The organism is Rhodococcus spongiicola, from assembly GCF_004011835.1.
In the GTDB taxonomy this organism is placed as follows: Bacteria; Actinomycetota; Actinomycetes; order Mycobacteriales; family Mycobacteriaceae; genus Prescottella; species Prescottella spongiicola.
The window spans coordinates 311,657-332,598 of the sequence record NZ_RKLN01000005.1 but is presented as its reverse complement, the minus strand read 5'-3'; the positions used below and the strand labels follow the sequence as shown (position 1 = coordinate 332,598).

Annotated in this window: 20 protein-coding genes; 16 read left to right on the top strand and 4 right to left on the bottom strand. The window is 67.2% G+C overall.

The window, feature by feature from the left end; translation table 11 throughout:
* The first annotated feature begins 299 nt into the window (after positions 1-299).
* The 5 genes from dnaK to EF834_RS15045 all read left to right on the top strand — a co-directional run bounded on the left by dnaK (position 300) and on the right by EF834_RS15045 (position 6,152).
* Entirely contained in the window at positions 300-2,141 is a 1,842-nt protein-coding gene (dnaK, locus tag EF834_RS15065; RefSeq protein WP_127948031.1) for a molecular chaperone DnaK, read from the top strand.
* Positions 2,138-2,728, top strand: coding sequence for a nucleotide exchange factor GrpE (gene grpE, locus EF834_RS15060; RefSeq protein ID WP_127948030.1), 591 nt, complete (start codon positions 2,138-2,140; stop codon positions 2,726-2,728). The genes dnaK and grpE overlap by 4 nt, the downstream gene beginning before the upstream one ends.
* 34 nt (positions 2,729-2,762) lie before the next feature.
* Positions 2,763-3,935: a molecular chaperone DnaJ gene (gene dnaJ / locus EF834_RS15055; protein WP_127948029.1), complete on the top strand. Its 1,173-nt coding sequence runs from the start codon at positions 2,763-2,765 to the stop codon at positions 3,933-3,935.
* 32 nt (positions 3,936-3,967) lie between these two features.
* Positions 3,968-4,375 carry a heat shock protein transcriptional repressor HspR gene (locus EF834_RS15050; protein WP_127948028.1) on the top strand — a complete coding sequence of 136 codons (408 nt, stop codon included), beginning with the start codon at positions 3,968-3,970 and terminating at the stop codon, positions 4,373-4,375.
* Positions 4,376-4,574: 199 nt separating this feature from the next.
* Complete coding sequence (locus tag EF834_RS15045; RefSeq protein WP_127948027.1) at positions 4,575-6,152, top strand: AMP-binding protein; 1,578 nt, start codon at positions 4,575-4,577, stop codon at positions 6,150-6,152.
* A gap of 106 nt (positions 6,153-6,258) precedes the next feature.
* Here EF834_RS15045 and EF834_RS15040 read toward each other — a convergent pair whose 3' ends face one another.
* Positions 6,259-7,026 carry an FAD-binding oxidoreductase gene (locus tag EF834_RS15040; RefSeq protein ID WP_127948026.1) on the bottom strand — a complete coding sequence of 256 codons (768 nt, stop codon included), beginning with the start codon at positions 7,024-7,026 and terminating at the stop codon, positions 6,259-6,261.
* A 58-nt stretch (positions 7,027-7,084) separates the two neighbouring features.
* Positions 7,085-8,248, bottom strand: a complete 1,164-nt coding sequence (locus tag EF834_RS15035; RefSeq protein ID WP_127948025.1) for an FAD-binding oxidoreductase — start codon at positions 8,246-8,248, stop codon at positions 7,085-7,087.
* 235 nt (positions 8,249-8,483) lie between these two features.
* On the opposite strand from EF834_RS15035, the gene clpB reads away from it, so the two are divergent.
* From clpB to galK, 7 genes are all read left to right on the top strand, one after another.
* Positions 8,484-11,078 (top strand): ATP-dependent chaperone ClpB, encoded by a 2,595-nt coding sequence (clpB, locus tag EF834_RS15030; protein WP_127948024.1) that lies wholly within the window; start codon positions 8,484-8,486, stop codon positions 11,076-11,078.
* A 58-nt stretch (positions 11,079-11,136) separates the two neighbouring features.
* Entirely contained in the window at positions 11,137-11,529 is a 393-nt protein-coding gene (locus tag EF834_RS15025) for an RNA-binding S4 domain-containing protein (RefSeq protein WP_268961032.1), read from the top strand.
* A gap of 119 nt (positions 11,530-11,648) precedes the next feature.
* Positions 11,649-12,503, top strand: a complete 855-nt coding sequence (locus EF834_RS15020) for a hypothetical protein (RefSeq protein WP_127948023.1) — start codon at positions 11,649-11,651, stop codon at positions 12,501-12,503.
* Positions 12,504-12,557: 54 nt separating this feature from the next.
* Positions 12,558-13,253 carry a type III secretion system chaperone family protein gene (locus EF834_RS15015; protein ID WP_127948022.1) on the top strand — a complete coding sequence of 232 codons (696 nt, stop codon included), beginning with the start codon at positions 12,558-12,560 and terminating at the stop codon, positions 13,251-13,253.
* A 129-nt stretch (positions 13,254-13,382) separates the two neighbouring features.
* A complete protein-coding gene (pyrE, locus tag EF834_RS15010) occupies positions 13,383-13,916 on the top strand; it encodes an orotate phosphoribosyltransferase (protein WP_127948021.1) in 534 nt (177 codons plus the stop codon).
* Between the two features lie 82 nt (positions 13,917-13,998).
* A complete protein-coding gene (gene galT / locus EF834_RS15005; protein WP_206615293.1) occupies positions 13,999-15,114 on the top strand; it encodes a galactose-1-phosphate uridylyltransferase in 1,116 nt (371 codons plus the stop codon).
* Positions 15,111-16,289, top strand: coding sequence for a galactokinase (gene galK / locus EF834_RS15000; RefSeq protein WP_127948020.1), 1,179 nt, complete (start codon positions 15,111-15,113; stop codon positions 16,287-16,289). The genes galT and galK overlap by 4 nt, the downstream gene beginning before the upstream one ends.
* A gap of 115 nt (positions 16,290-16,404) precedes the next feature.
* Here galK and EF834_RS18230 read toward each other — a convergent pair whose 3' ends face one another.
* A complete protein-coding gene (locus EF834_RS18230; protein ID WP_164874144.1) occupies positions 16,405-16,866 on the bottom strand; it encodes a DUF1109 domain-containing protein in 462 nt (153 codons plus the stop codon).
* Between the two features lie 240 nt (positions 16,867-17,106).
* Between EF834_RS18230 and EF834_RS14990 the strand changes: the two genes are divergently transcribed.
* Entirely contained in the window at positions 17,107-17,565 is a 459-nt protein-coding gene (locus EF834_RS14990) for a DUF3995 domain-containing protein (RefSeq protein ID WP_164874143.1), read from the top strand.
* A gap of 107 nt (positions 17,566-17,672) precedes the next feature.
* Here the strand turns inward: EF834_RS14990 and EF834_RS14985 are convergent, their stop codons facing one another.
* Positions 17,673-18,119: a hypothetical protein gene (locus EF834_RS14985; protein ID WP_127948017.1), complete on the bottom strand. Its 447-nt coding sequence runs from the start codon at positions 18,117-18,119 to the stop codon at positions 17,673-17,675.
* Between the two features lie 110 nt (positions 18,120-18,229).
* Here EF834_RS14985 and EF834_RS14980 point away from each other — a divergent pair, with 110 nt between their 5' ends.
* The 3 genes from EF834_RS14980 (at position 18,230) to EF834_RS14970 (ending at position 20,941) form a co-directional block, all read left to right on the top strand.
* Entirely contained in the window at positions 18,230-19,024 is a 795-nt protein-coding gene (locus EF834_RS14980; protein ID WP_127948016.1) for an SDR family oxidoreductase, read from the top strand.
* Between the two features lie 80 nt (positions 19,025-19,104).
* On the top strand, positions 19,105-19,785 hold the full coding sequence (locus tag EF834_RS14975) for a TrmH family RNA methyltransferase (RefSeq protein WP_127948138.1): 681 nt from the start codon (positions 19,105-19,107) through the stop codon (positions 19,783-19,785).
* Between the two features lie 34 nt (positions 19,786-19,819).
* On the top strand, positions 19,820-20,941 hold the full coding sequence (locus EF834_RS14970; RefSeq protein ID WP_127948015.1) for a glycoside hydrolase family 76 protein: 1,122 nt from the start codon (positions 19,820-19,822) through the stop codon (positions 20,939-20,941).
* Position 20,942 lies beyond the last annotated feature (1 nt).

Sequence of the window (20,942 nt, the reverse complement as noted above, 5' to 3'; positions counted from 1 at the left end):
CGGTGTCCACACGGAAATCGTATCGACCGTCGCCCGGGCTGGTGACCGAACCCGGCTGTGATCAAAACCGGGCCGGGACCAGACCCGGCCGGGAACGAATCCAGTCGGGAACAAACCCGGTTCCCGGTCCGTTGAGTCTTTCGAGGACCTGAGTGGGCTGGGCTCAAGTTTCAAATTGACTTCGACCAGAGTCGTATGCAAACTTGAGCCGTATACGCTCATCTGGGGCTCATCAGCTCAGCGTAGGTAAGCAAAACCGCAGTTCACCAAGCTGCAGGGAAGGAAAGTGAGGGATCACTATGGCTCGTGCGGTCGGAATCGACCTCGGGACCACCAACTCGGTCGTGTCTGTACTCGAAGGTGGCGAGCCCGTAGTGGTCGCCAACTCCGAGGGCTCACGGACCACCCCGTCGATCGTCGCCTTCGCCAAGAACGGGGAAGTGCTCGTCGGTCAGCCCGCCAAGAACCAGGCGGTCACCAACGTCGACCGCACCGTCCGCTCGGTCAAGCGTCACATCGGCACCGACTGGACCGTGGAGATCGACGACAAGAAGTACACGCCGCAGGAGATCAGCGCCCGCACGCTGATGAAGCTCAAGCGTGACGCGGAGGCGTACCTCGGTGAGGAGATCACCGACGCCGTCATCACGGTCCCGGCGTACTTCGAGGACTCACAGCGTCAGGCCACCAAGGAGGCCGGCCAGATCGCGGGCCTGAACGTCCTGCGCATCGTCAACGAGCCCACCGCGGCCGCGCTCGCGTACGGCCTCGACAAGGGCGAGAAGGAACAGACCATCCTGGTGTTCGACCTCGGTGGCGGCACCTTCGACGTCTCCCTCCTCGAGATCGGCGACGGCGTCGTCGAGGTTCGCGCGACGTCCGGTGACAACCACCTCGGTGGCGACGACTGGGATCAGCGCGTCGTCGACTGGCTCGTCGAGAAGTTCAAGGCGCAGAACGGCATCGACCTGACCAAGGACAAGATGGCCCTGCAGCGCCTGCGTGAGGCCGCCGAGAAAGCGAAGATCGAGCTGTCCAGCTCGCAGAGCACCTCCATCAACCTGCCGTACATCACCGTCGACGCGGACAAGAACCCGCTGTTCCTCGACGAGCAGCTCACCCGCAGCGAGTTCCAGAAGATCACGTCGGATCTGCTGGACCGCGCCCGCGCTCCGTTCCAGCAGGTCATCAAGGACGCCGGCATCACGGTCAAGGAGATCGACCACGTCGTGCTCGTCGGCGGTTCGACCCGTATGCCCGCTGTCGCGGACTTGGTGCGCGAGCTCACCGGTGGCCGTGAGCCGAACAAGGGCGTGAACCCTGACGAAGTGGTGGCGGTCGGAGCTGCGTTGCAGGCCGGCGTCCTCAAGGGCGAGGTCAAGGACGTCCTGCTCCTCGACGTCACCCCGCTCTCGCTCGGCATCGAGACCAAGGGTGGCGTGATGACCAAGCTCATCGAGCGCAACACCACGATCCCGACCAAGCGTTCGGAGACCTTCACCACCGCCGACGACAACCAGCCGTCGGTGCAGATCCAGGTGTTCCAGGGTGAGCGCGAGATCGCTTCGCACAACAAGCTGCTCGGCTCCTTCGAACTGACCGGGATCCCGCCGGCCCCGCGTGGCGTGCCCCAGATCGAGGTCACCTTCGACATCGATGCAAACGGCATCGTCCACGTCACCGCGAAGGACAAGGGCACCGGCAAGGAGAACACGATCAAGATCCAGGACGGCTCCGGCCTGTCCAAGGAAGAGATCGACCGGATGGTCAAGGACGCCGAGGCGCACGCCGAGGAGGACAAGGCCCGCCGCGAGGAGGCCGAGGTTCGCAACCAGGCCGATTCGCTGGTGCACCAGACCGAGAAGTTCATCAAGGACAACGAGGACAAGGTGCCCGCCGACGTCAAGGAGAAGGTCGAGTCCGCGATCGCTGAGGTCAGGACTGCTTTGGCCGGCTCCGATATCGCTGCCGTGAAGTCGGCGGTCGAGAAGCTGTCGACCGAGTCGCAGGCCCTCGGCCAGGCGATCTACGAGGCGCAGGCCGCCGACGCCGCCGCCTCCGGCGACGGTGCCGGTCCGACCGACAACGACGTCGTCGACGCCGAGGTCGTGGACGAGCCGAGCGATCAGGACAAGAAGTGACCGGCGAGCACCCCGAGCGTGAACCGGTAATCACCGACGGCAAGGTGGTCGACCCCTTCGACACCGAAGAGGAAGTCTCGTTCGCCCCCGAGGCCGAGGTCGGCGCGGAGGCGACCGACGCCACGCTCGAGACGGATGAGCTGGGCAAGGTAACCGCCGAACGCGATCAGTTCGCGACGGAGCTGGGCTACGCCAAGGCGGAGATTGCCAATCTCCACCGCAACTCCCGGACCCGCATCGACCGGGCGGTCGAAGACGAGCGGATCGCGGTGGTGAGCAAGTTCCTCGATGTCGTCGACGACCTCGACCGGGCCCGCGCCCACGGAGATCTCGAGAGCGGGCCGATGAAGGCATTGTCGGACAAGCTCTCCGGCGTCCTCGACGGACTCGGGCTCGTCGGTTTCGGCGAGGAAGGCGACTCCTTCTCCCCGGATCTGCACGAAGCCGTGCAGATGGAGGGCGACGGCGACAACCCTGTCCTCGGCGCGGTGCTCCGCAAGGGTTACCGTCTCGGTGACCGGGTCCTGCGGACGGCGATGGTGACCGTGACCAACGGCGAACCCGCATCCGATGCGGTCGTCGAGTAGCTGAACAGGAAATGATGAGAGGAGGAGACGCCCAGTGAGTCAACGGGAGTGGATCGAGAAGGACTTCTACAAGGACCTGGGTGTCTCCTCGGACGCCTCGGCCGACGAGATCAAGAGGGCTTACCGAAAGCTGGCCCGGGATCTGCATCCCGACGCCAACCAGGGCGACCCCAAGGCGGAGGAGCGTTTCAAGTCGGTCAGTGAGGCGCATGCCGTCCTCTCCGACCCCGCGAAACGCAAGGAGTACGACGAGGCCCGCCGCTTGTTCGCAAGCGGCGGGTTCGGTCCTGGCGCGGGATACACAACCCGTCCAGGTGGATTCAACGGCGGATTCGACCTGGGTGACCTCTTCGGCGGCGGCGCCGGTGGTCCCGCCGGCGGCGAGAGCGGTCTGGGCGACATCTTCGGTGGCCTGTTCAATCGCGGCGGCCGGACCACGGCGAGTACACGTCCGCGCAGGGGCAGCGATGTCGAGACCGAGACGACGCTCGAGTTCCGCGAGGCCGCACAGGGCGTCACGGTTCCGTTGCGTCTGACCAGCCCGTCGCCGTGCACAACCTGTCACGGCAGCGGCGCCAAGCCCGGTACCAGCCCGCGGGTTTGCCCGCGCTGCAACGGAACCGGTGTCGTCACCCGTAACCAGGGGGCGTTCGGATTCAGCGAGCCGTGCGACGACTGCCGCGGTACCGGGTCGATCATCGACGACCCCTGCCCCGACTGCCACGGCAACGGCGTGGCCAACCGCACCCGAACGATCACCGTTCGCGTGCCGTCGGGTGTCAGCGACGGCACTCGGATCCGGCTGGCGGGTCAGGGCGAGGCCGGGCTGCGGGGTGCGCCGTCGGGCGACCTGTACGTCACCGTGCACGTGCGGCCCGACAAGGTGTTCGGACGCAACGGCGACGACCTGACGCTGGTGGTGCCGGTCAGCTACGGTGAGCTGGTGCTCGGAACGACCGTATCGGTGCCCACGTTGGACGGTCGTGTGGGAGTGAAGATTCCGGCCGGAACCGCAGATGGACGAGTTCTGCGGGTGCGCGGGCGGGGAGTACCCAAGCGCGGTGGCGGCGCGGGGGATCTGCTCGTGACCGTGAAGGTCGCGGTGCCGCAGAAGCTCGACGACCCCGCCACCGAGGCACTCCACGCGTACCTGAACGCCGAGAAGGCCAGCGGATTCGATCCGCGGGCAGGATGGGCCGGCGTCTGACAGTCCGTAAGCGACCGGGCAGGTGAACGATCATGAGCGACAAGCAACGCAAGAAGTCCGAGGTCCCGCCGGACCCCGACGCGCGCGTGTTCGTCATCTCGGTGGCTGCCGAACTGGCAGGTATGCACGCACAGACGTTGCGCAACTACGACCGGCTCGGACTGGTCACCCCGCACCGCGCGAGCGGTGGCGGACGCCGGTACTCGCCCCGGGATGTGGCCCTGCTGCGTGAGGTGCAGCGTCTGTCTCAGGACGAGGGTGTGAACCTCGCCGGCATCAAACGCATCATCGAATTGACGAACCAGGTCGAGGCGCTGCAGCACCGTGTCGACGAACTGGCTGCCGAGATCGCCCAGATCCACGCCAGCTACCGCCGTGACCTGGTGCCCGTTCCGCGCAGCAGCGCGCTCGTGGTCTGGAAGCCGCGGGGCGAACGCTGACCCGTTCGACGCTTCGTGCGGGTGCCACAGGGTTGCGCACGACTGGTTGAACCGGCGGATCCGGCCCCGCCGTCAGGTGTAACAGGTTCCAGTTTGGGAGAAATCCGGCTATCGTGTCGGTGACCCGGACCACACAGGGGACCGGGGCGTGAGGGTGCTCATCATGCCTGCGGGTCCCGTGTACGCAGAAGGAACACAAATGACCGACGCGCTCGACGACGTTCTTCACCGCCCGCGATTCCTGGCGGACCTCCTGATCACAGCACTCGAACGCAACGTCGACCGGCCGGCACTCTACCTCGGCGACGTCGTGCTCACCGGCGGCCAGATGCGCGACCAGATCAGTTGTTTCTCACAGGCGCTCGCGTCGCTCGGGATCGGCAGGGGGTCGACGGTCGCGATGCTGTCGAAGAACCGCCCCGAGGTTCTCATCAGCACCGGTTCGACGATGATCCTCGGCTGCCGCAACACCGCACTGGCGCCGATGGGGTCGCTCGACGACCACAGCTACATCCTCGGTGACGCCGAGATCGAGACGCTCATCTTCGACCCGACGGCGTTCGAGGACCGGGCTGCGGAGCTGAAGGCGACGGTCCCGACGCTGAAGAACCTGTTCTCGCTCGGGCCGTCCCAGGTGGGAACGGACATTCTCGAACTGGCGAAGACGCTGCGCCCCGAGCCCCTGGTGGCGGCCGACGTGGACGGCGACGACCCGTCGAGCATGGTCTACACCGGCGGCACCACCGGCAAGCCGAAGGGCGTCGTGAACACCTTCCGCTCCGGTGTGACGCTGCCGCAGATCCAGATGGCCGAGTGGCAGTTCCCCGAGGAGATGAGGTTCCTCGCGTGCACGCCGCTCTCGCACGCGGGCATGGCGTTCTTCGTGCCGACCCTGCTGCGGGGCGGCTCGCTCGTCGTGCTGCCGGCGTTCGAGCCGGGCGCGGTTCTCGAGGCGATCGAGAAGTACAAGATCACCTCGACCATGCTGGTGCCGACGATGATCTACATGCTGCTCGACCACCCGGACCTGAAGACCCGCGACGTGTCGAGCCTGCAGACGCTGTTCTACGGCGCCGCCGCGATGTCGCCTGCACGGCTCAAGGAGGGCATCGAGAAGCTCGGCCCGATCTTCTTCCAGTACTTCGGACAGAGCGAGTGCGGTATGACGATCACCGTCATGCGCAAGGAGGAGCACGATCCGGAGAACCTCGAGCGGCTCGCGTCGTGCGGTCGCCCGGTGCCGTGGCTCGACGTGCGCCTGCTCGACGACGACCTGAACGAGGTCGCCCAGGGCGAACTCGGGGAGATCTGCGTCCGCGGCCCACTCGTGATGAAGGGCTACTGGAAGAAGCCGGCGGAGACGGAGGAGGCGCTGCGCGGCGGTTGGCTGCACACCGGTGACATCGCCCGCGCCGACGAGGACGGCTTCCTCTACATCGTCGACCGCAAGAAGGACATGATCGTCACCGGCGGATTCAACGTGTTCCCACGCGAGGTCGAGGACGTCATCTCGGGCCATCCCGCGGTCGCGTCGGTTGCGGTCGTCGGTGTGCCGGACGAGAAGTGGGGAGAGGCCGTCAAGGCGTGCGTCGTGCTGCGCGACGGGCAGACCGCCCCGGCCGACGAACTCGTCGAACGTGTCCGTACCGCAAAGGGTTCGGTGCACGCGCCCAAGTCCGTCGACTTCGTCGACGCGCTGCCGCTCACACCGCTGGGCAAGCTCGACAAGAAGGCTCTGCGCGCACAGTTCTGGGAGGGCGCGGCTCGCTCGGTGTGACGGAGCAGTCGATCCGGTGAGGCAGCCGATCCGGTGAGAACTTCGGCGCGCACGGCGGTCAGGGGAAGCCGCCGTGCGCGCCGAGCCATGCCTAGCTCCGCCGCACTCAACCCAGGGGGTCGAACTGGATGGCCCTGGCCGGAGTTCCGGTAGCGGTCAGTCGCTCCCGGGTGCTCTGCACCATCCCGGGCGACCCGCACACGAGCACCTGGTGGTTGACGAAGGCTCCGTGCGCGGCGACGACGTCGCCCAGGGTGCCCTCGAGCAGGTGGTCTTCGGTGAATCCGAAGAGGGTCTCGGGGCCGATCGCGGCGCGGATCCTCTGATACCACTCGTCGGGCACGCCACGGCCGGTGACGTCCTCGACGACGGGAATCGTGGTGAGCCAAGGCAATTGCTCGGTGAGCATCCACAGCATGTCCGACGCGTACAGGTCCTGGACGGTGCGACCACCGACGAACAGGTACACCCGCGGGGGTTTCTCCACCCGGGTGAGGTCGAGGATGATCGAGCGCAGTGGCGCCAGTCCTGTTCCACCCGCGACCATCACGACCGTCGGCCCGTTCTCGTCGACTGTGAGTTCGCCCCTCGGCGAGGAAATCTGCCATTGATCCCCGGGTCTGGTGTCGGCGACGATACTGCCGCTCACCCAGCCGCCGGGGATGGCCCGCACGTGGAACTCGAGCTTGCCGTCGCGCGACGGCGGCAACGCGGGCGAGAGGCGTCGCGGCAGCCGCGGGAACTGCGGGACGGTGACGTCGACGTACTGGCCTGGCCGGAAGGGGACGGGCTCGCCCACCAGGCGCACCACAGCTAGGTCCTTGCGCAGGCGATGGTGCTCGACGACGGTCGCGGTCCAGCTCGGCTGCTGCATGGCGATGTTGCCTCCGGGGTGTCGGTACTCGGTGTCGGTATTCGGTGGCGTCAGCGCGTCAACGCAGCGGGTCGTACGAGATCGATTCCACCGGTGTCCCGGCCCGCTGCAGGGCGTATGCGGTGGTCTTGACCATCGACGGCGAGCCGCAGATCTGCACCTGACGATCGGCCCACGACCCGAACTGGCTCACGACCGCACCGATGGGCCCACGCAGTCGTTGGTGCAGACCGTGCGGTGGCTCGGGCACGGGATAGGGGTGCCACCACGGGTTCTCGTCCTCCTCGGAAACGGGGACGATGGTGAGCCACGGATTGCTGAGCGACAGGTGCCACAGAGTCTCGATGTCGTACAGGTCGCACGGGTACACGCCACTCACGAACAGGTGCACCCGCGGATTGATTCCGCGGTGCGCCATGTCCATCACCTGGGCGCGCAGCGGGGCCAGGCCGGTACCGCCGGCGATCATCAGCACGTCCCGCCCGGAGTCGACGTCCACGTGCAGTCCGCCGAGTGGGGAACTGATGCGCCAGCGGTCACCGACGGAGGTCTGGTTGACCATCGCCGGGCTCACCCATCCACCGGAGACCCGACGGACGTGGAACTCGATTTGGCCGAACGGGTTCGTGGGGATCGCCGGAGACAGGTAACGCCACATCTGCGGCCGCTGCGGAATCTGGACGCTGACGTACTGGCCGGGGGCGTAGGGGATCGGCGAATCGCATTCGAGCCGGATGACAGCGAGGTCGCGCAGCACCCGTTCGTGGCTGACGACCGTGGCCTCCCACAGCGCCGGGAAGTTGTCCGCGTCGGCGGCATCGGACATCGTGTTGGTGATCAGCGCGATGAGTTCGCGCCACGCCGTGTCGGCGGCCCGGCTCCACGGTTCGTCCGAATCGACTTCCCGGATCGCGTCCAGCAGAGCGTTCGCGGCGGCCGCGTAGTGGCCGCGCTGCACGCCGTACTTGCGGTGGTCGCGGCCCAGTTGCGCAAGAAACGCCAGCAGTCGGTCGGTGTCGTCGAGTCCGCGCACGATGTATTCGAGTGCGGCAACGAACCTGACGCGTTGCCCGTCCATGCTCGCCGGGAACAGCGAACGGCACTGCGGCAACCGTGCGAAGAAGTGAGTGTAGAACGTGCGGGCGAAGTGGTCACGGTGAGCGGAGGAAGAGACGACGTTGGCGAAGTGTGAGCGGATGAGCCTGACCTCGGCCGTGTCCACCTCGTCCTCCCTCGCGTGTCTCGTGGCCCGACACGTGCCGGAACCGGTAACCAGTTTGCACTGTTTCCAGTCGGGGGCGATCGGTGCCCTCGTCGACCGTGGACAAATCTACGTGGAATAGTCGAAGTTGAGTGGAACAGACTCAACATTTCGATCGTTGAGGAGAAGGAAAGGCCGGTGGACCCGTACGCACCGGCACAATGATCTTGTTCGTTCGTCGCAAGGAAGGTGACCAGTGGACTCGTTCTCTCCCACCACGAAGACCCAGGCCGCGCTGACGGCTGCGCTGCAGTCGGCATCCGCGGCCGGCAACCCCGACATCCGGCCGGCGCACCTGCTGGTTGCGCTGCTGGACCAGTCCGACGGCATCGCCGCGCCGCTGCTCAAGGCCATCGGTGTCGACCCCACCGTGGTGCGGCGTGAGGCGCAGGACTTGGTGGACCGGCTGCCGCGTGCCACCGGCGCGACGACGCAGCCGCAGCTCGGCCGGGAGGCACTCGCGGCGATCACCGCGGCGCAGCATCTCGCGACCGAGCTCGACGACGAGTACGTCTCGACCGAGCACGTCATGGTGGGTCTCGCTGGTGGGCTGGATCGTTCCGCAGGCTCCGCTGCCGCCGCCGATTCCGACGTGGCCAAGCTCCTGGTCGGACACGGCGCCACCCCGACTGCGCTGCGGGACGCGTTCACCGCGGTCCGCGGCAGCGCGCGCGTCACCAGCCCCGACCCGGAGGGCACGTATCAGGCACTCGAGAAGTACTCGACCGACCTCACGGCGCAGGCCCGTGAGGGCAAGCTCGACCCCGTCATCGGCCGCGACACCGAGATCCGCCGTGTCGTGCAGGTGCTGAGCCGGCGCACGAAGAACAACCCGGTGCTCATCGGCGAGCCCGGCGTGGGCAAGACCGCGATCGTCGAGGGTCTCGCGCAGCGCATCGTCGCCGGGGACGTCCCGGAGTCGCTGCGCGGCAAGACGGTCACCTCGCTCGACCTCGGTGCGATGGTCGCCGGCGCCAAGTATCGCGGTGAGTTCGAGGAACGCCTCAAGGCCGTGCTCGAGGACATCAAGAACTCGGCCGGCCAGGTCATCACATTCATCGACGAGTTGCACACCATCGTCGGCGCCGGCGCGACGGGTGAGTCGGCGATGGACGCCGGCAACATGATCAAGCCGATGCTCGCTCGCGGCGAACTGCGCCTCGTCGGTGCGACCACTCTCGATGAGTACCGCCAACACATAGAGAAGGATGCTGCGCTCGAGCGTCGCTTCCAGCAGGTACTGGTCGGTGAGCCGTCCGTCGAGGACACCGTCGGCATCCTGCGCGGCCTCAAGGAGCGGTACGAGGTGCACCACGGTGTACGTATCACCGACTCCGCGCTCGTCGCGGCGGCCACCTTGTCGGACCGCTACATCACGTCGCGTTTCCTGCCGGACAAGGCGATCGACCTGGTCGACGAGGCCGCGTCGCGGCTGCGCATGGAGATCGACTCGCGACCCGTCGAGATCGACGAGGTGGAGCGGACCGTCCGCCGTCTCGAAATCGAGGAGATGGCGCTGGCCAAGGAGGACACCGCGACGGACTTGGCGCTGAAGGAGCGGCTCGAGAGGTTGCGGGAGGAACTCGCCGACAGCCGGGAGAAGCTGCGCCAGCTCACCGCCCGGTGGCAGAACGAGAAGAACGCCATCGACGCGGTGCGCGAGGTCAAGGAGAAGCTCGAGGCGCTGCGCGGCGAGGAGGAACGCGCCGAACGCGACGGTGATCTCGGCAAGGCCGCCGAGCTGCGTTACGGCCGCATCCCGGAGTTGGAGAAGCAGTTGGCCGCCGCCGCCGAGGCGTCGCAAGGTGCGTCCGACGGTGCCGTCATGCTCAAGGAGGAGGTCAGCCCCGACGACGTCGCCGACGTAGTCTCCGCGTGGACCGGCATCCCCGCCGGCCGCATGATGGAGGGCGAGACCGCCAAGCTGTTGCGGATGGAGACCGAACTCGGTAAGCGGGTCGTCGGGCAGTCCGAAGCGGTGCAAGCGGTCTCGGACGCGGTGCGTCGTGCCCGCGCTGGTGTCGCCGACCCGAACCGGCCCACCGGCTCGTTCCTGTTCCTCGGACCCACGGGTGTCGGCAAGACCGAACTCGCGAAGGCGCTGGCGGACTTCCTGTTCGACGACGAACGCGCAATGGTGCGGATCGACATGTCCGAGTACAGCGAAAAGCACTCGGTGGCACGCCTCGTCGGTGCCCCTCCCGGCTATATCGGCTACGAGTCGGGTGGGCAGCTCACCGAAGCTGTGCGGCGCCGGCCGTACACCGTCGTGCTGTTCGACGAGGTCGAGAAGGCACACCCGGATGTCTTCGACATCCTGCTGCAGGTGCTCGACGATGGCCGGCTCACAGACGGCCAGGGCCGCACCGTGGATTTCCGCAACACGATCCTTATCCTCACCTCGAACCTGGGCTCGGGTGGAGATCGGGACCAGGTGATGACGGCGGTGCGGTCGGCGTTCAAGCCGGAGTTCATCAACCGCCTCGATGACGTGGTGATCTTCGATCCGCTGTCGGAGGAGCAGCTCGAGTCCATCGTCGACATCCAGCTCGACCAGCTCGCCGAGCGGTTGGCTGCCCGTCGGCTCACACTCGAGGTGTCGGACTCGGCGCGGTTCTGGCTCGCGGTCCGCGGCTACGACCCCCAGTACGGTGCGCGTCCGCTGCGTCGCCTCATCCAGCAGGCGATCGGGGACCAGCTGGCCAAGCTGCTGCTGGCGGGCACCGTCCGCGACGGTGACACCGTGCCGGTGACCGTGTCCCCGGACGGGGATCACCTGGTCCTCGGCTAGCGGCGGTCGCCGCGAGGGACGGACGCGCGGCAGCGTGCGATCTCGGTAACCTGGGCGAGTGACCAGTCAGGCCTCCGAGACCGTACGCGTCGACAGCTGGATGTGGGCGGTGCGGCTGTTCAAGACGCGCTCGCAGTCCGCTGCCGCGTGCCGGTCCGGTCACGTGCGCGTCAACGGTTCCTCCGCGAAAGCGTCGGTGCAGGTCAAGCAGGGCGATGAGGTGCGGGTGCGGGCCGCCGGACGGGAACGGATCGTCGTGGTGGTCCGTCCCATCGCCAAACGCGTCGGTGCGCAGATAGCGGCGGAGTGCATGCAGGACAGCAGCCCGCCCCCGCCGTCCGCCGAACTTCTCGCGTCCATTCCGCGTCGTGACCGGGGGGCCGGGCGCCCCACCAAACGCGAGCGTCGTGACATGGAGAAGTTCCTCGACCGAGGTATGCCACTCGCCTGACGGTTTCGGACCGTTCCGGGAATCCGGCTTACCCTGGACTGTCGGTCCGACCACACTGGAGCCGTCGGCACCGGAGACGAAAGAGCACTCGAGACGAAAGAGGAGAACAGGCCCGCGCCATGACGAACCCCGACGATCACCGCACTCCGCAGGAACGCGCGTACGATCCTGCCGAGCAGGTATCGGACGAGACTTCCCAGTGGGCCCGCCCCTCCGACGACCCGACCGAGCAGATGGCGTCGATCGAATCGCCGGAGCAGCCGACCGAGCAGTACTACACCGACGATCCGCACCGAGCGTATGGGTCCCAGACTCCCCATCCGACGCGGGAATTCCCGACGTACGACCCGCGGTTCGATCCGCAAGCTGCTCCCCCCAACCCCACCCAGGCGTATCCGACGTACTACGGCGCCGGTGGATATCCGCCGCCCGGACCGCCGCCCATCGGTGAGGCGCCCGCAATCGAGAACACGCCCGAGCACGCGGCAGGACGCAGGGTCGCGCTGCGGCCGGTCGCTGTCGCAGGCGGCGTGCTGCTGGTACTCGGCCTGATCGTCGGACTCATGCTGAGCGGACGGGGCTCCGACGACGCCCCCCCGGCAGCTGCGCCGCAACCGCCCCGCACGTCGGTGCAAATGCCACCGCCGACGGTGAGCCCGCCGCCCGCAGCGCCCGATAGCGACTCACCAGGGGAAAGCATCCCCGGCCGCATCGGTGACCTCATAGGCCAGGCCGGCACCGCTCTGGGCACAATCACCGCAAACGACGGCGGGACGCTGACCCTCGAGGGTCTCGGCGGGTCCGAGATCACCGTGCTCACCACCCCCGACACCACCCTGATCTCTCTGACCGCGCGTAACGTCGCCGACCTGGAACCGGGCGAATCGGTGCTGGTGCAGGGGGACAGGGTCAGGAACGAGACGGTTACCGCGAACGTGATCATCGGGACGACGATTCCGGGCTTCGGAAACTGACGCGCGGCACCGGATGTCAGGGTCGTGCTCCCCGAGTGGCTAGGCTGAGCCCCGATGACTGCTACCTGGTTCGGATTGGCAGTGATAGCACTACTGGGTGCTGTCGCGCTGCTCTACATCGACCGCAAGCGACGCAACCAGACGGGACGCGTCCGGCAGATCTGGGCGAACGCGCACGGATACACGTACGAAAGATTCGACGAGCAACTGCCGTCGCTCTGGCATCGTGCGACCCTCGCCAAGCAGGAGTACATGGGCGCGGTCGACGTGGTGTGGGGTACCCGACGCGGCAGCGACTTCGTGCTCTTCGACCTGGGGGACACCGCGACGATCATTGCAGTGCACCGTGAGGTGGGCTCCGACGTGGACATCGATCTACGACCGAAGTCCGCGCCACCACCGCGCGACGCGGATCTGGAACTGCTCGGGTCCATCGGGAAGCGAATCGTGTTCGCGACCGACCTCGAACTCGCCCGACGCGTGTGCGATCAGCGCATGGTCGCGTTCACCGAGACGGTGCCACCGCAATTGCAGGCGCTGTGGAGCGAAGGCCAATGGACCCTCGGGTCGCTGCCGATCGGTAGCTCGGGCCGCGACTGGGAAAACGCCACCGAGGCGGTGGCTCGCCTGTCGGGCATGCTGCGGGTGTTGCCGCCGGCCACCCCGCCCCACGGCATGGGGTGGGGTGCGCATGACCCGGGGCGTCCGGTGCCGACGGAGAACCACGACCGGTTCGACGAGGACGAATAGTCCTGGTAGATCTCTCGACCTGCCGATGGCGGGCGGTTGCGGGGGAGAACCCGAGGCGCAGCGATCCGGCCTCCTCGCTAGGCTCGACCTGACCAAATGTTGCCCGAGTTGGATAGGGGAGAGCGGCCGATGACGGATCGCGACGAGCTCGCCGCGCTGGTGCGCGAGCTGGCGGTGGTGCACGGAAGGGTGACCTTGTCCTCGGGCAAGGAAGCCGACTACTACGTGGACCTGCGTCGTGCGACACTGCACCATCAGGCCGGACCCCTGATCGGAAAGCTGCTGCGGGAGATGGTTGCCGACTGGGATTTCGACGCCGTCGGCGGGCTGACGATGGGCGCCGACCCGGTCGCGATTGCGGTCATGCATGCCGAGGGTCGCCCGATCGACACGTTCGTCGTCCGCAAGGCCGCCAAGGCGCACGGCATGCAGCGTCAGATCGAAGGTCCTGACGTCGTCGGCAAGCGTGTCCTGGTCGTCGAGGACACCACCACCACCGGCAACTCGCCGCTCACCGCGGTCAAGGCGCTGCGCGATGCTGGTGCGACCGTGGTCGGTGTCGCCACCGTCGTCGATCGCGCCACCGGAGCCGACGCCGTCATCGCCGCCGAGGGACTCGAGTACCGCTCACTCCTCGGCCTCGAGGACCTCGGCCTGAACTGACCCGACGGGACACGGTTCGAGCCCCGGCTCGCGAACCGTGTGGTGAGGGACCGAAATCCTGGGACCTCGATATCGTGGTCCGATGCCGATTCGGAAGACGCAGACACGCCTATCCGACGGGCGCGAGCTGTTCTACTTCGACGACACCGAACCGTATGCCGATGGTTCGGCGACCCGCGAACTGCACGACAGCCGTGAACCGGCTGCGGTGGCGGCGGCGTCGACCATGCGCTACGACGTCTTGACGGGCGAGTGGGTGACCCTCGCAGCGCACCGGATGGACCGGACCTTCCTGCCCGCAACCGACGAGTGCCCGCTGTGTCCGACCCGGCCGGGCCACCCGGCCACCGAGATCCCGGCCGGCGACTACGACGTCGTGGTGTTCGAGAACCGATTCCCGTCGTTGGCGTCCGGTGCCGTGCCCGAGTCCGAACTCGTTGACGGAGAACAGCTCTGGCCACAGCGTGCTGCGAACGGCCGGTGCGAGGTGGTGTGCTTCACCAGTGAGCACGAGCGCAGCTTCGCCGACTTGCCCGCGGCCCGAGTGCGGACGGTGCTCGAGGCGCTCCGAGAGCGGACCCGTGAGCTGTCGACACTGCCGTCCGTCGCGCAGGTCTACTGCTTCGAGAACCGTGGCGAGGAGATCGGGGTGACGCTCTCGCATCCGCACGGTCAGATCTACGCCTACCCGACGCTGCCCCCTCGCACGGCGGCCCTGCTGCGGCAGGCCGAGCTGCACCGCAGCCGCACCGGGCGATCACTCCTGCGGGACGTCCTCGAAGCCGAGCGACGCGCCGGAACCCGGGTCGTGGTCGACGGCGAGCGCTGGACGGCCTACGTGCCGGCGGCCGCCCGCTGGCCGGTCGAACTGCACCTCGCACCGCACCGCGATGTCGCGGACCTCACCGAACTCGACGACGCCGAACTCGACGAGCTGTCGCATCTGTACCTCGACGTGCTCGGTCGCCTCGACCGCTTCTTCGACCAGGTCACCCGACTGCCGTATGTCGCCGGCTGGCACCAGGCGCCGGTCGGCACCGGTCGGGAACTGGGCCGGCTTCACCTGCAAGTGTTCTCGCTCATGCGCTCACCGCACCGGATGAAGTACCTCGCCGGTTCCGAGTCCGGGATGGGGGCATGGATCAGCGACACCACCCCCGAACAGATCGCCGCTCGGTTCCGGGAGGTTGCGCCATGACGGCCCGGTGGTTTCGGCCGATGTCCGACGCCGAACTCGCGGAGGCCGCGGTGGACCTGTTCCGCCGCGAGTTCGATCGCGGTCCGGACGGCGTGTGGGCGGCGCCCGGGCGGGTCAACCTGATCGGTGAGCACGTCGACTACGCGGGCGGGTTGTGCCTGCCGATCGCGTTGCCGCACAGCACCGCGGCCGCCGTCTCGCCGCGGTCGGACGGGTTGATCCGGTTGCGCTCGACCGACGCGGACCGGTGGGACGGACGCCTCGAGGACGTGGGACCGGGGCGCCCCGCCGGGTGGGCGGCGTACGCGGCCGGGGTGATCTGGGCACTACGTGAGAACGGGTTGCTCACAGATGATTTCGGTGGCGTCGATGTCGCGTTCGTGTCGGCGGTACCGATCGGTGCCGGGCTGTCGAGTTCGGCGGCGCTCGAGTGCTCACTCGCACTCGCGCTCGCGCCGGAGGCGGACCGAGCAAAGCTGGCGGCGGCATGTGTGCGTACCGAGAACGAGGTGGCGCTGGCTCCCACCGGGGGCATGGACCAGGCGGCCGCCCTGCTGGCGACGGAAGGGCATGCGTTGCTGCTGGATTCGGCGTCGAGCTCGGTGTCGCAGGTGCCGTTCGATCCGGAGGGCCTGACGTTGCTGGTTGTCGACACCCGTGCCCCGCATCGCCTGGTGGACGGGGCGTACGGGGATCGGCGGGCCGCGGTGGAACTGGCGGCGCAGCGGCTGGGGGTCGGATCATTGCGTGAACTCGCCGACCTGGGGAGCGACGGGACGGATGCGGTCCGGTCGCTGCAGGACGACGTCCTGCGCCGCCGGGCCCGGCACGTCATCAGCGAGATCGCGCGCGTTCGACACGCCGTGCGGGCGCTGCATTCCGGCGACTTCGGGGAGCTGGGCAGACTGCTGTACGCATCGCACCTTTCGCTGAGCTGCGACTTCGAGGTCTCGTGTGCGGAACTCGACAACGCTGTCGAGAGCACACTGATCGCCGGGGCCCTGGGAGCGCGTATGACCGGGGGTGGCTTCGGCGGCTCCGCGATCGCGTTGATCCCGCCGGAGAGGGTGGACGAGGCGATCGAGACCGTGCGCAGCAGGGCCGACGAGCGGGGCCTGACCGAACCCGCGTTCGCGATGGTCACGGCGTCGCCGCCCGCGCGCCGGTTGATCTGAGGCACACGGGGGAACGGGTGTGGCGTGGCCACCGCGACAATCCTGGCACTTCGCTGCTAGTCGCGGCAGCCGTCACCGTCGACGAGGTGCGCGTCGCAGCCGTTCGTTCTCCCATTCACCAGCGATAGGAGAACTTGTACCAGTCTTCGGAAATCATTTCGAACGTCCAGGTTCCACCGCTCTCGGGAACGACATTCGGGGAGAATATCCAACCGCTGACGAACGTCCCGACGTATCCGTCCGCGTCATAGAAAAATACGGAACCATTGCCACCGCGTATCACGAGGCTGATATCGAGACCGCCGATTGTCAGATCGTTTCTGGAGCGATCAGGGCCTTTCAGCATTTCCTGCGCAACCTTCTCCAATTCAGGTCGCGCTTCATCGAACGACCTGGGAGGAAATGCGAGCGCAACTGCAACTCCAGAAATAACGACAAAGGGGGCAGCGGCAACCCACAAGGACCACTTGCGGTCTCGGCCGACAAAGTAAAGCGTACGCACCGCCCAAGCAAGTCCAGCGATGGAAAGTGCCAGCGACCCTATCGCGAGGTACAAGAGTTTATCTGGACCGGTCATGTTCCCCGGCCACGGTTGCCAGTCGTAATGGACACATAGCAAAACTGCGAGCGCGAGAGCTGTCGATATGAGTACAACCACACCCGGCGGACGACTGTCGTCGACTCCCCTTTGATCCGTTCCGGAGGGTCCTCTGTTCACCCGACGAATGTATCCAATTCGAGTGTTGGAATGTCCCAGGGCGCCCGGCAGCAATGGGGCAGAAGGTCTTTGCCAAGGTGCCTGGGATACGTTGGCACCATGACTACCCCCCCGGTCCTCACCGGTCGTTCTCGGGGAACGACCGCGCGCATCGCAGGCCTCACCGGCTCGTCTGCGTTCGCGGCGGCTGCATTGGTCCACACCGCATGGGGCCTGGGCTCGGCATGGCCGCTGCGCAACCGGGCCGACCTGGCCGATGCTGTGGTGGGGAGCGACACCATGCCTGATGCCCGAGCCTGCTTCGCCGTCGCTGGACTGGCGGCGGCTGCGGCCGCGTTGGTGGCAGGAGCGGGCGGGATGGGCAAGGCCGCAACGGTGGCGCGGTTCGCCTTGGCCACCGGCGTTGCGGCGCGCGGTGTCGCCGGCGGACGGCCGGCCACCAAGGTCCTCGGTCTCGAGGAACCCTCACCGCGCTTCATTCAGTTGGACAACACGGTGTACCGGCCGCTCTGCCTTGGTACCGCCGCAGCCGTCCTCACCGCCGCGGTCGCGACATAATTTGAGAATCAACGAGTTTCGAGTATGCGGACGTCGACCTGATGCGCGACAGGGGCCGTACCGCACGAGCGTCCACGGTTGACCGCTGGATCGCCCTGGAGACGCGACTAGGGATAGATCAGGATCCGATCCCGGTCGTCGGGGTCGACGAGGATCGAGATGGTTTCTCCGACCTCGAACCTCGAGCGGTTCTCCGGCGACACCTCGTAGAGCACCCGGCCGGTGTACGACTCCGAGCCTGGCACGGTGAGGTCGAGGTCCAGTTCCGTCAGCACCCCGTTGTCGACGGTGCGCCGAATCCGCTGGGCGTGACGGATCTTCGCCCACCCTTCTATGCCGTGCTTGGCGAGTTTGCGCTCGGCTCGGCTGGGCCGGTCGGCCCACATCATGCCGAGGCCCAGAGCTGAGCCGTAGGCAGCGAGCAACCCGCCGATCTGGTACGGGATCGTGGCCTCAGGGGTGTGCTCGACTAGCCATCCCAGCCAGGTCGCGAGAACGATGAGGTAGCTGACGGTGATGAAGCAGACGGTACGAACGATGCGCGGGTGGTTCATGGCGTTCTCTTCGTGTCGCTATCCAGCCTAGTCGCTCTGCGTCGGCACTGGTCTGAGTCGATCTTCCGCTTCGCCCCCGACCTGGGCGTCTCAGGTCTTAGCCTGACGACATGTTTTCGACACCTCTGCCCACTGTGTTCATCACCGGTGCCGCCGCGGGGATCGGGCGCGCCACCGCCGTGACGTTCGCCAGTCGCGGGTATTTCGTCGGTGCGTACGACGTCGACGAGTCGGGTCTCGACGCTCTGAGCGAGGAGATTCTCGCCCGGGGCGGCCGGGTGCGCACCGGCGTGCTCGACGTCACCGACCTCGACGCTTGGCGCGAACGGTTGGCGGAATTCACCTCGGGTGGAGGACGGCTCGACGTCCTCGTCAACAACGCCGGGGTGCTGTCGTCGGGGCACTTCGAGGACATTCCGGCCGAAGCGCACCGCAGGATGCTCGACGTCAATGTGGGCGGCACGATCAATGGCCTGCTCGCTGCGTTCACATACTTGAAGGAGACGCCCGGTGCGCAGGTGGTGAACCTGGCGTCGGCGTCGGCGATCTACGGTCAGCCGGAGTTGGCGACGTACAGCGCCACCAAGTTCGCGGTACGCGGGATCACCGAGGGGCTCGAACTCGAGTGGCGGGCGCACGACATCCGGGTGATCGACATGTGGCCACTGTTCGTCCGCACCGGCATGATTCGTGGGATGTCTACGGGCAGTACGCGTTCACTCGGGGTACACCTGACCTCACAGGACGTAGCGGACGCGATCGTCGCCGCGACCACCGACCGGCAGCGGAGGCTGCCGAAGGTGCATTATCCGGTGGGCACGCAGGCCCGGTTCCTGGCTTCGGCCTCGCGGTTCTCGCCGGCCTGGCTTGCGCGGCTGTTGAACAGGCTGCTCAGTCGCGTTTAATCGGATCACCCTAGTTTTCCCCTGCCTTGTCCGAATACCCCCGATCCGAACGAGACGTTGTGAGCACCGACGATCCCAAGATGCACATCCCGGTCGGCGACGACGCCGACGCGCCCGGACCCACGGAATGGGGCGACCACCCCCACGGTGTCGGGCCGTGGATCCTGGAGCACGACACGCCCATTCCCGACGACTCGCGGTACGACCCGCAGCTGCTTGCGGAGGGAGACCGCCGCAACGTCGTCGACGCCTACCGCTACTGGACGCGGGAGGCCATCGTCGCCGACATCGACCGCCGACGGCATCCGCTGCATGTGGCGATCGAGAACTTCGGCCACGACTCGAACATCGGCACGGTCGTGCGGACCGCGAACGCCTTCGCCGCGGCCGCGGTGCACATCGTCGGCCGCCGCCGATGGAACCGGCGCGGCGCCATGGTCACCGACCGCTATCAGCACCTGGTGCATCACGTCGATCTGGACGCGTTGGCGGCGTTCGCGCAGGACAACGCGCTGACGGTCGTCGCGGTCGACAACACTCCAGGGTCCGTCCCGATCGAAACCGTGGAACTGCCGCGGGAGTGTCTGTTGTTGTTCGGGCAGGAGGGTCCGGGCGTCACCGAGCAGGGGCACGAGGTCGCGTCGACGACCGTGTCGATCGCTCAGTTCGGGTCCACCCGCAGCATCAACGCAGGTGTGGCAGCGGGAATCGCGATGCATACCTGGATACGTCAGCACGCGAATCTCGGTCGCGCCTGGTAGCGGAAGAGGAGACGCCCAGGCAAGATCGGTAGTCATGCAGCGCGAATGGTCTGCTAGAGCCGATGCCGCCGAGAGCGCGGTCATGACTCGGCACATTCGCCGCGTTTGGGGCATACCCGGTACGGCGTTGGCGGTCGTCGCGTGGCCGGCGGTGCGCCGTGAGCGGGTCTTCTTGCAGTGGCACTACTGGTGGCAAGCGAACCTGATCAATTGCACCGTCGACGCTGCTGAACGAAGCCCCACCGCGAGGCGCCACCGCCGCCTCGCGAGACTCATTCGCGGCCACCGATTCCGGAACATCTCGGGTTGGACCAGTAGCTACTACGACGACATGGCGTGGCTCGGGCTGGCCCTCGAACGTGCCCAACGCATGCAACTCATCGACAACCGCAGGGCCCTTGCCGCACTCGAACGGCAACTGTTCAAGGCGTGGTCACCTGACTCCGGCGGCGGGATCCCGTGGCGCAAGAACTCCGATTTCTTCAACGCCCCCGCGAACGGCCCTGCTGGGCTCGTGCTCGCGCGCGCGGGTCGACTCTGGCTGGCGCAGGCGATCGCCGACTGGATCGACGACACCCTGAGGGATCCGGAGACCGGGCTGATCTTCGACGGCATTCGGCGCGACGGGACCCTGGAACGGAACATCTACTCGTACTGTCAGGGCACGGTCCTGAGCCTCGAGACGGAGTTGGCGGTGCGTATGGGGGCGCCGCGGCACCGGCAGCGGGTGCATCGTCTGGTCGACGCGGTCGACGAGAGACTCACGAAGGGCGGTGTCATCCGCGGAGGCGGTGGGGGCGACGGCGGACTGTTCAACGGACTCCTCGCCCGGTACCTGGCCCTCGTGGCGCTGATGCTGCCGGGCGAGGCCTCGGAGGATGTGCGGGCGCGGCGACTCGCGGCGCAAGTGGTACTCGGCTCTGCCGAGGCGGCGTGGGAGAACAGGCTCCAGGTCGAGGAACTGCCGCTGTTCGGCAAGGACTGGAGTCTGCCGGCGCAGCTACCCGGCCTGGGGGCGGGGACCGCGACCTTCTCCGGAGGGACGGTGCATCCATCCGACATCGCCGAACGCGATCTGTCGGTGCAGCTCGGTGGCTGGATGCTGATGGAGTCGGCTTATTTGGTGTCGGCGGCGGGGTACCCGAAGCGTCGATGAC

Coding starts and splice junctions, on each gene's coding strand:
- EF834_RS14970 (WP_127948015.1), top strand. CDS start 19,820: ATGCAGCGCGAATGGTCTGCTAGAGCCGATGCCGCCGAGAGCGCGGTC.
- EF834_RS14990 (WP_164874143.1), top strand. CDS start 17,107: ATGACTACCCCCCCGGTCCTCACCGGTCGTTCTCGGGGAACGACCGCG.
- dnaK (WP_127948031.1), top strand. CDS start 300: ATGGCTCGTGCGGTCGGAATCGACCTCGGGACCACCAACTCGGTCGTG.
- EF834_RS15045 (WP_127948027.1), top strand. CDS start 4,575: ATGACCGACGCGCTCGACGACGTTCTTCACCGCCCGCGATTCCTGGCG.
- EF834_RS15020 (WP_127948023.1), top strand. CDS start 11,649: ATGACGAACCCCGACGATCACCGCACTCCGCAGGAACGCGCGTACGAT.
- EF834_RS15015 (WP_127948022.1), top strand. CDS start 12,558: ATGACTGCTACCTGGTTCGGATTGGCAGTGATAGCACTACTGGGTGCT.
- EF834_RS14980 (WP_127948016.1), top strand. CDS start 18,230: ATGTTTTCGACACCTCTGCCCACTGTGTTCATCACCGGTGCCGCCGCG.
- galK (WP_127948020.1), top strand. CDS start 15,111: ATGACGGCCCGGTGGTTTCGGCCGATGTCCGACGCCGAACTCGCGGAG.
- galT (WP_206615293.1), top strand. CDS start 13,999: ATGCCGATTCGGAAGACGCAGACACGCCTATCCGACGGGCGCGAGCTG.
- EF834_RS14985 (WP_127948017.1), bottom strand. CDS start 18,119: ATGAACCACCCGCGCATCGTTCGTACCGTCTGCTTCATCACCGTCAGC.
- EF834_RS15050 (WP_127948028.1), top strand. CDS start 3,968: ATGAGCGACAAGCAACGCAAGAAGTCCGAGGTCCCGCCGGACCCCGAC.
- EF834_RS15040 (WP_127948026.1), bottom strand. CDS start 7,026: ATGCAGCAGCCGAGCTGGACCGCGACCGTCGTCGAGCACCATCGCCTG.
- pyrE (WP_127948021.1), top strand. CDS start 13,383: ATGACGGATCGCGACGAGCTCGCCGCGCTGGTGCGCGAGCTGGCGGTG.
- EF834_RS18230 (WP_164874144.1), bottom strand. CDS start 16,866: ATGACCGGTCCAGATAAACTCTTGTACCTCGCGATAGGGTCGCTGGCA.
- EF834_RS14975 (WP_127948138.1), top strand. CDS start 19,105: ATGCACATCCCGGTCGGCGACGACGCCGACGCGCCCGGACCCACGGAA.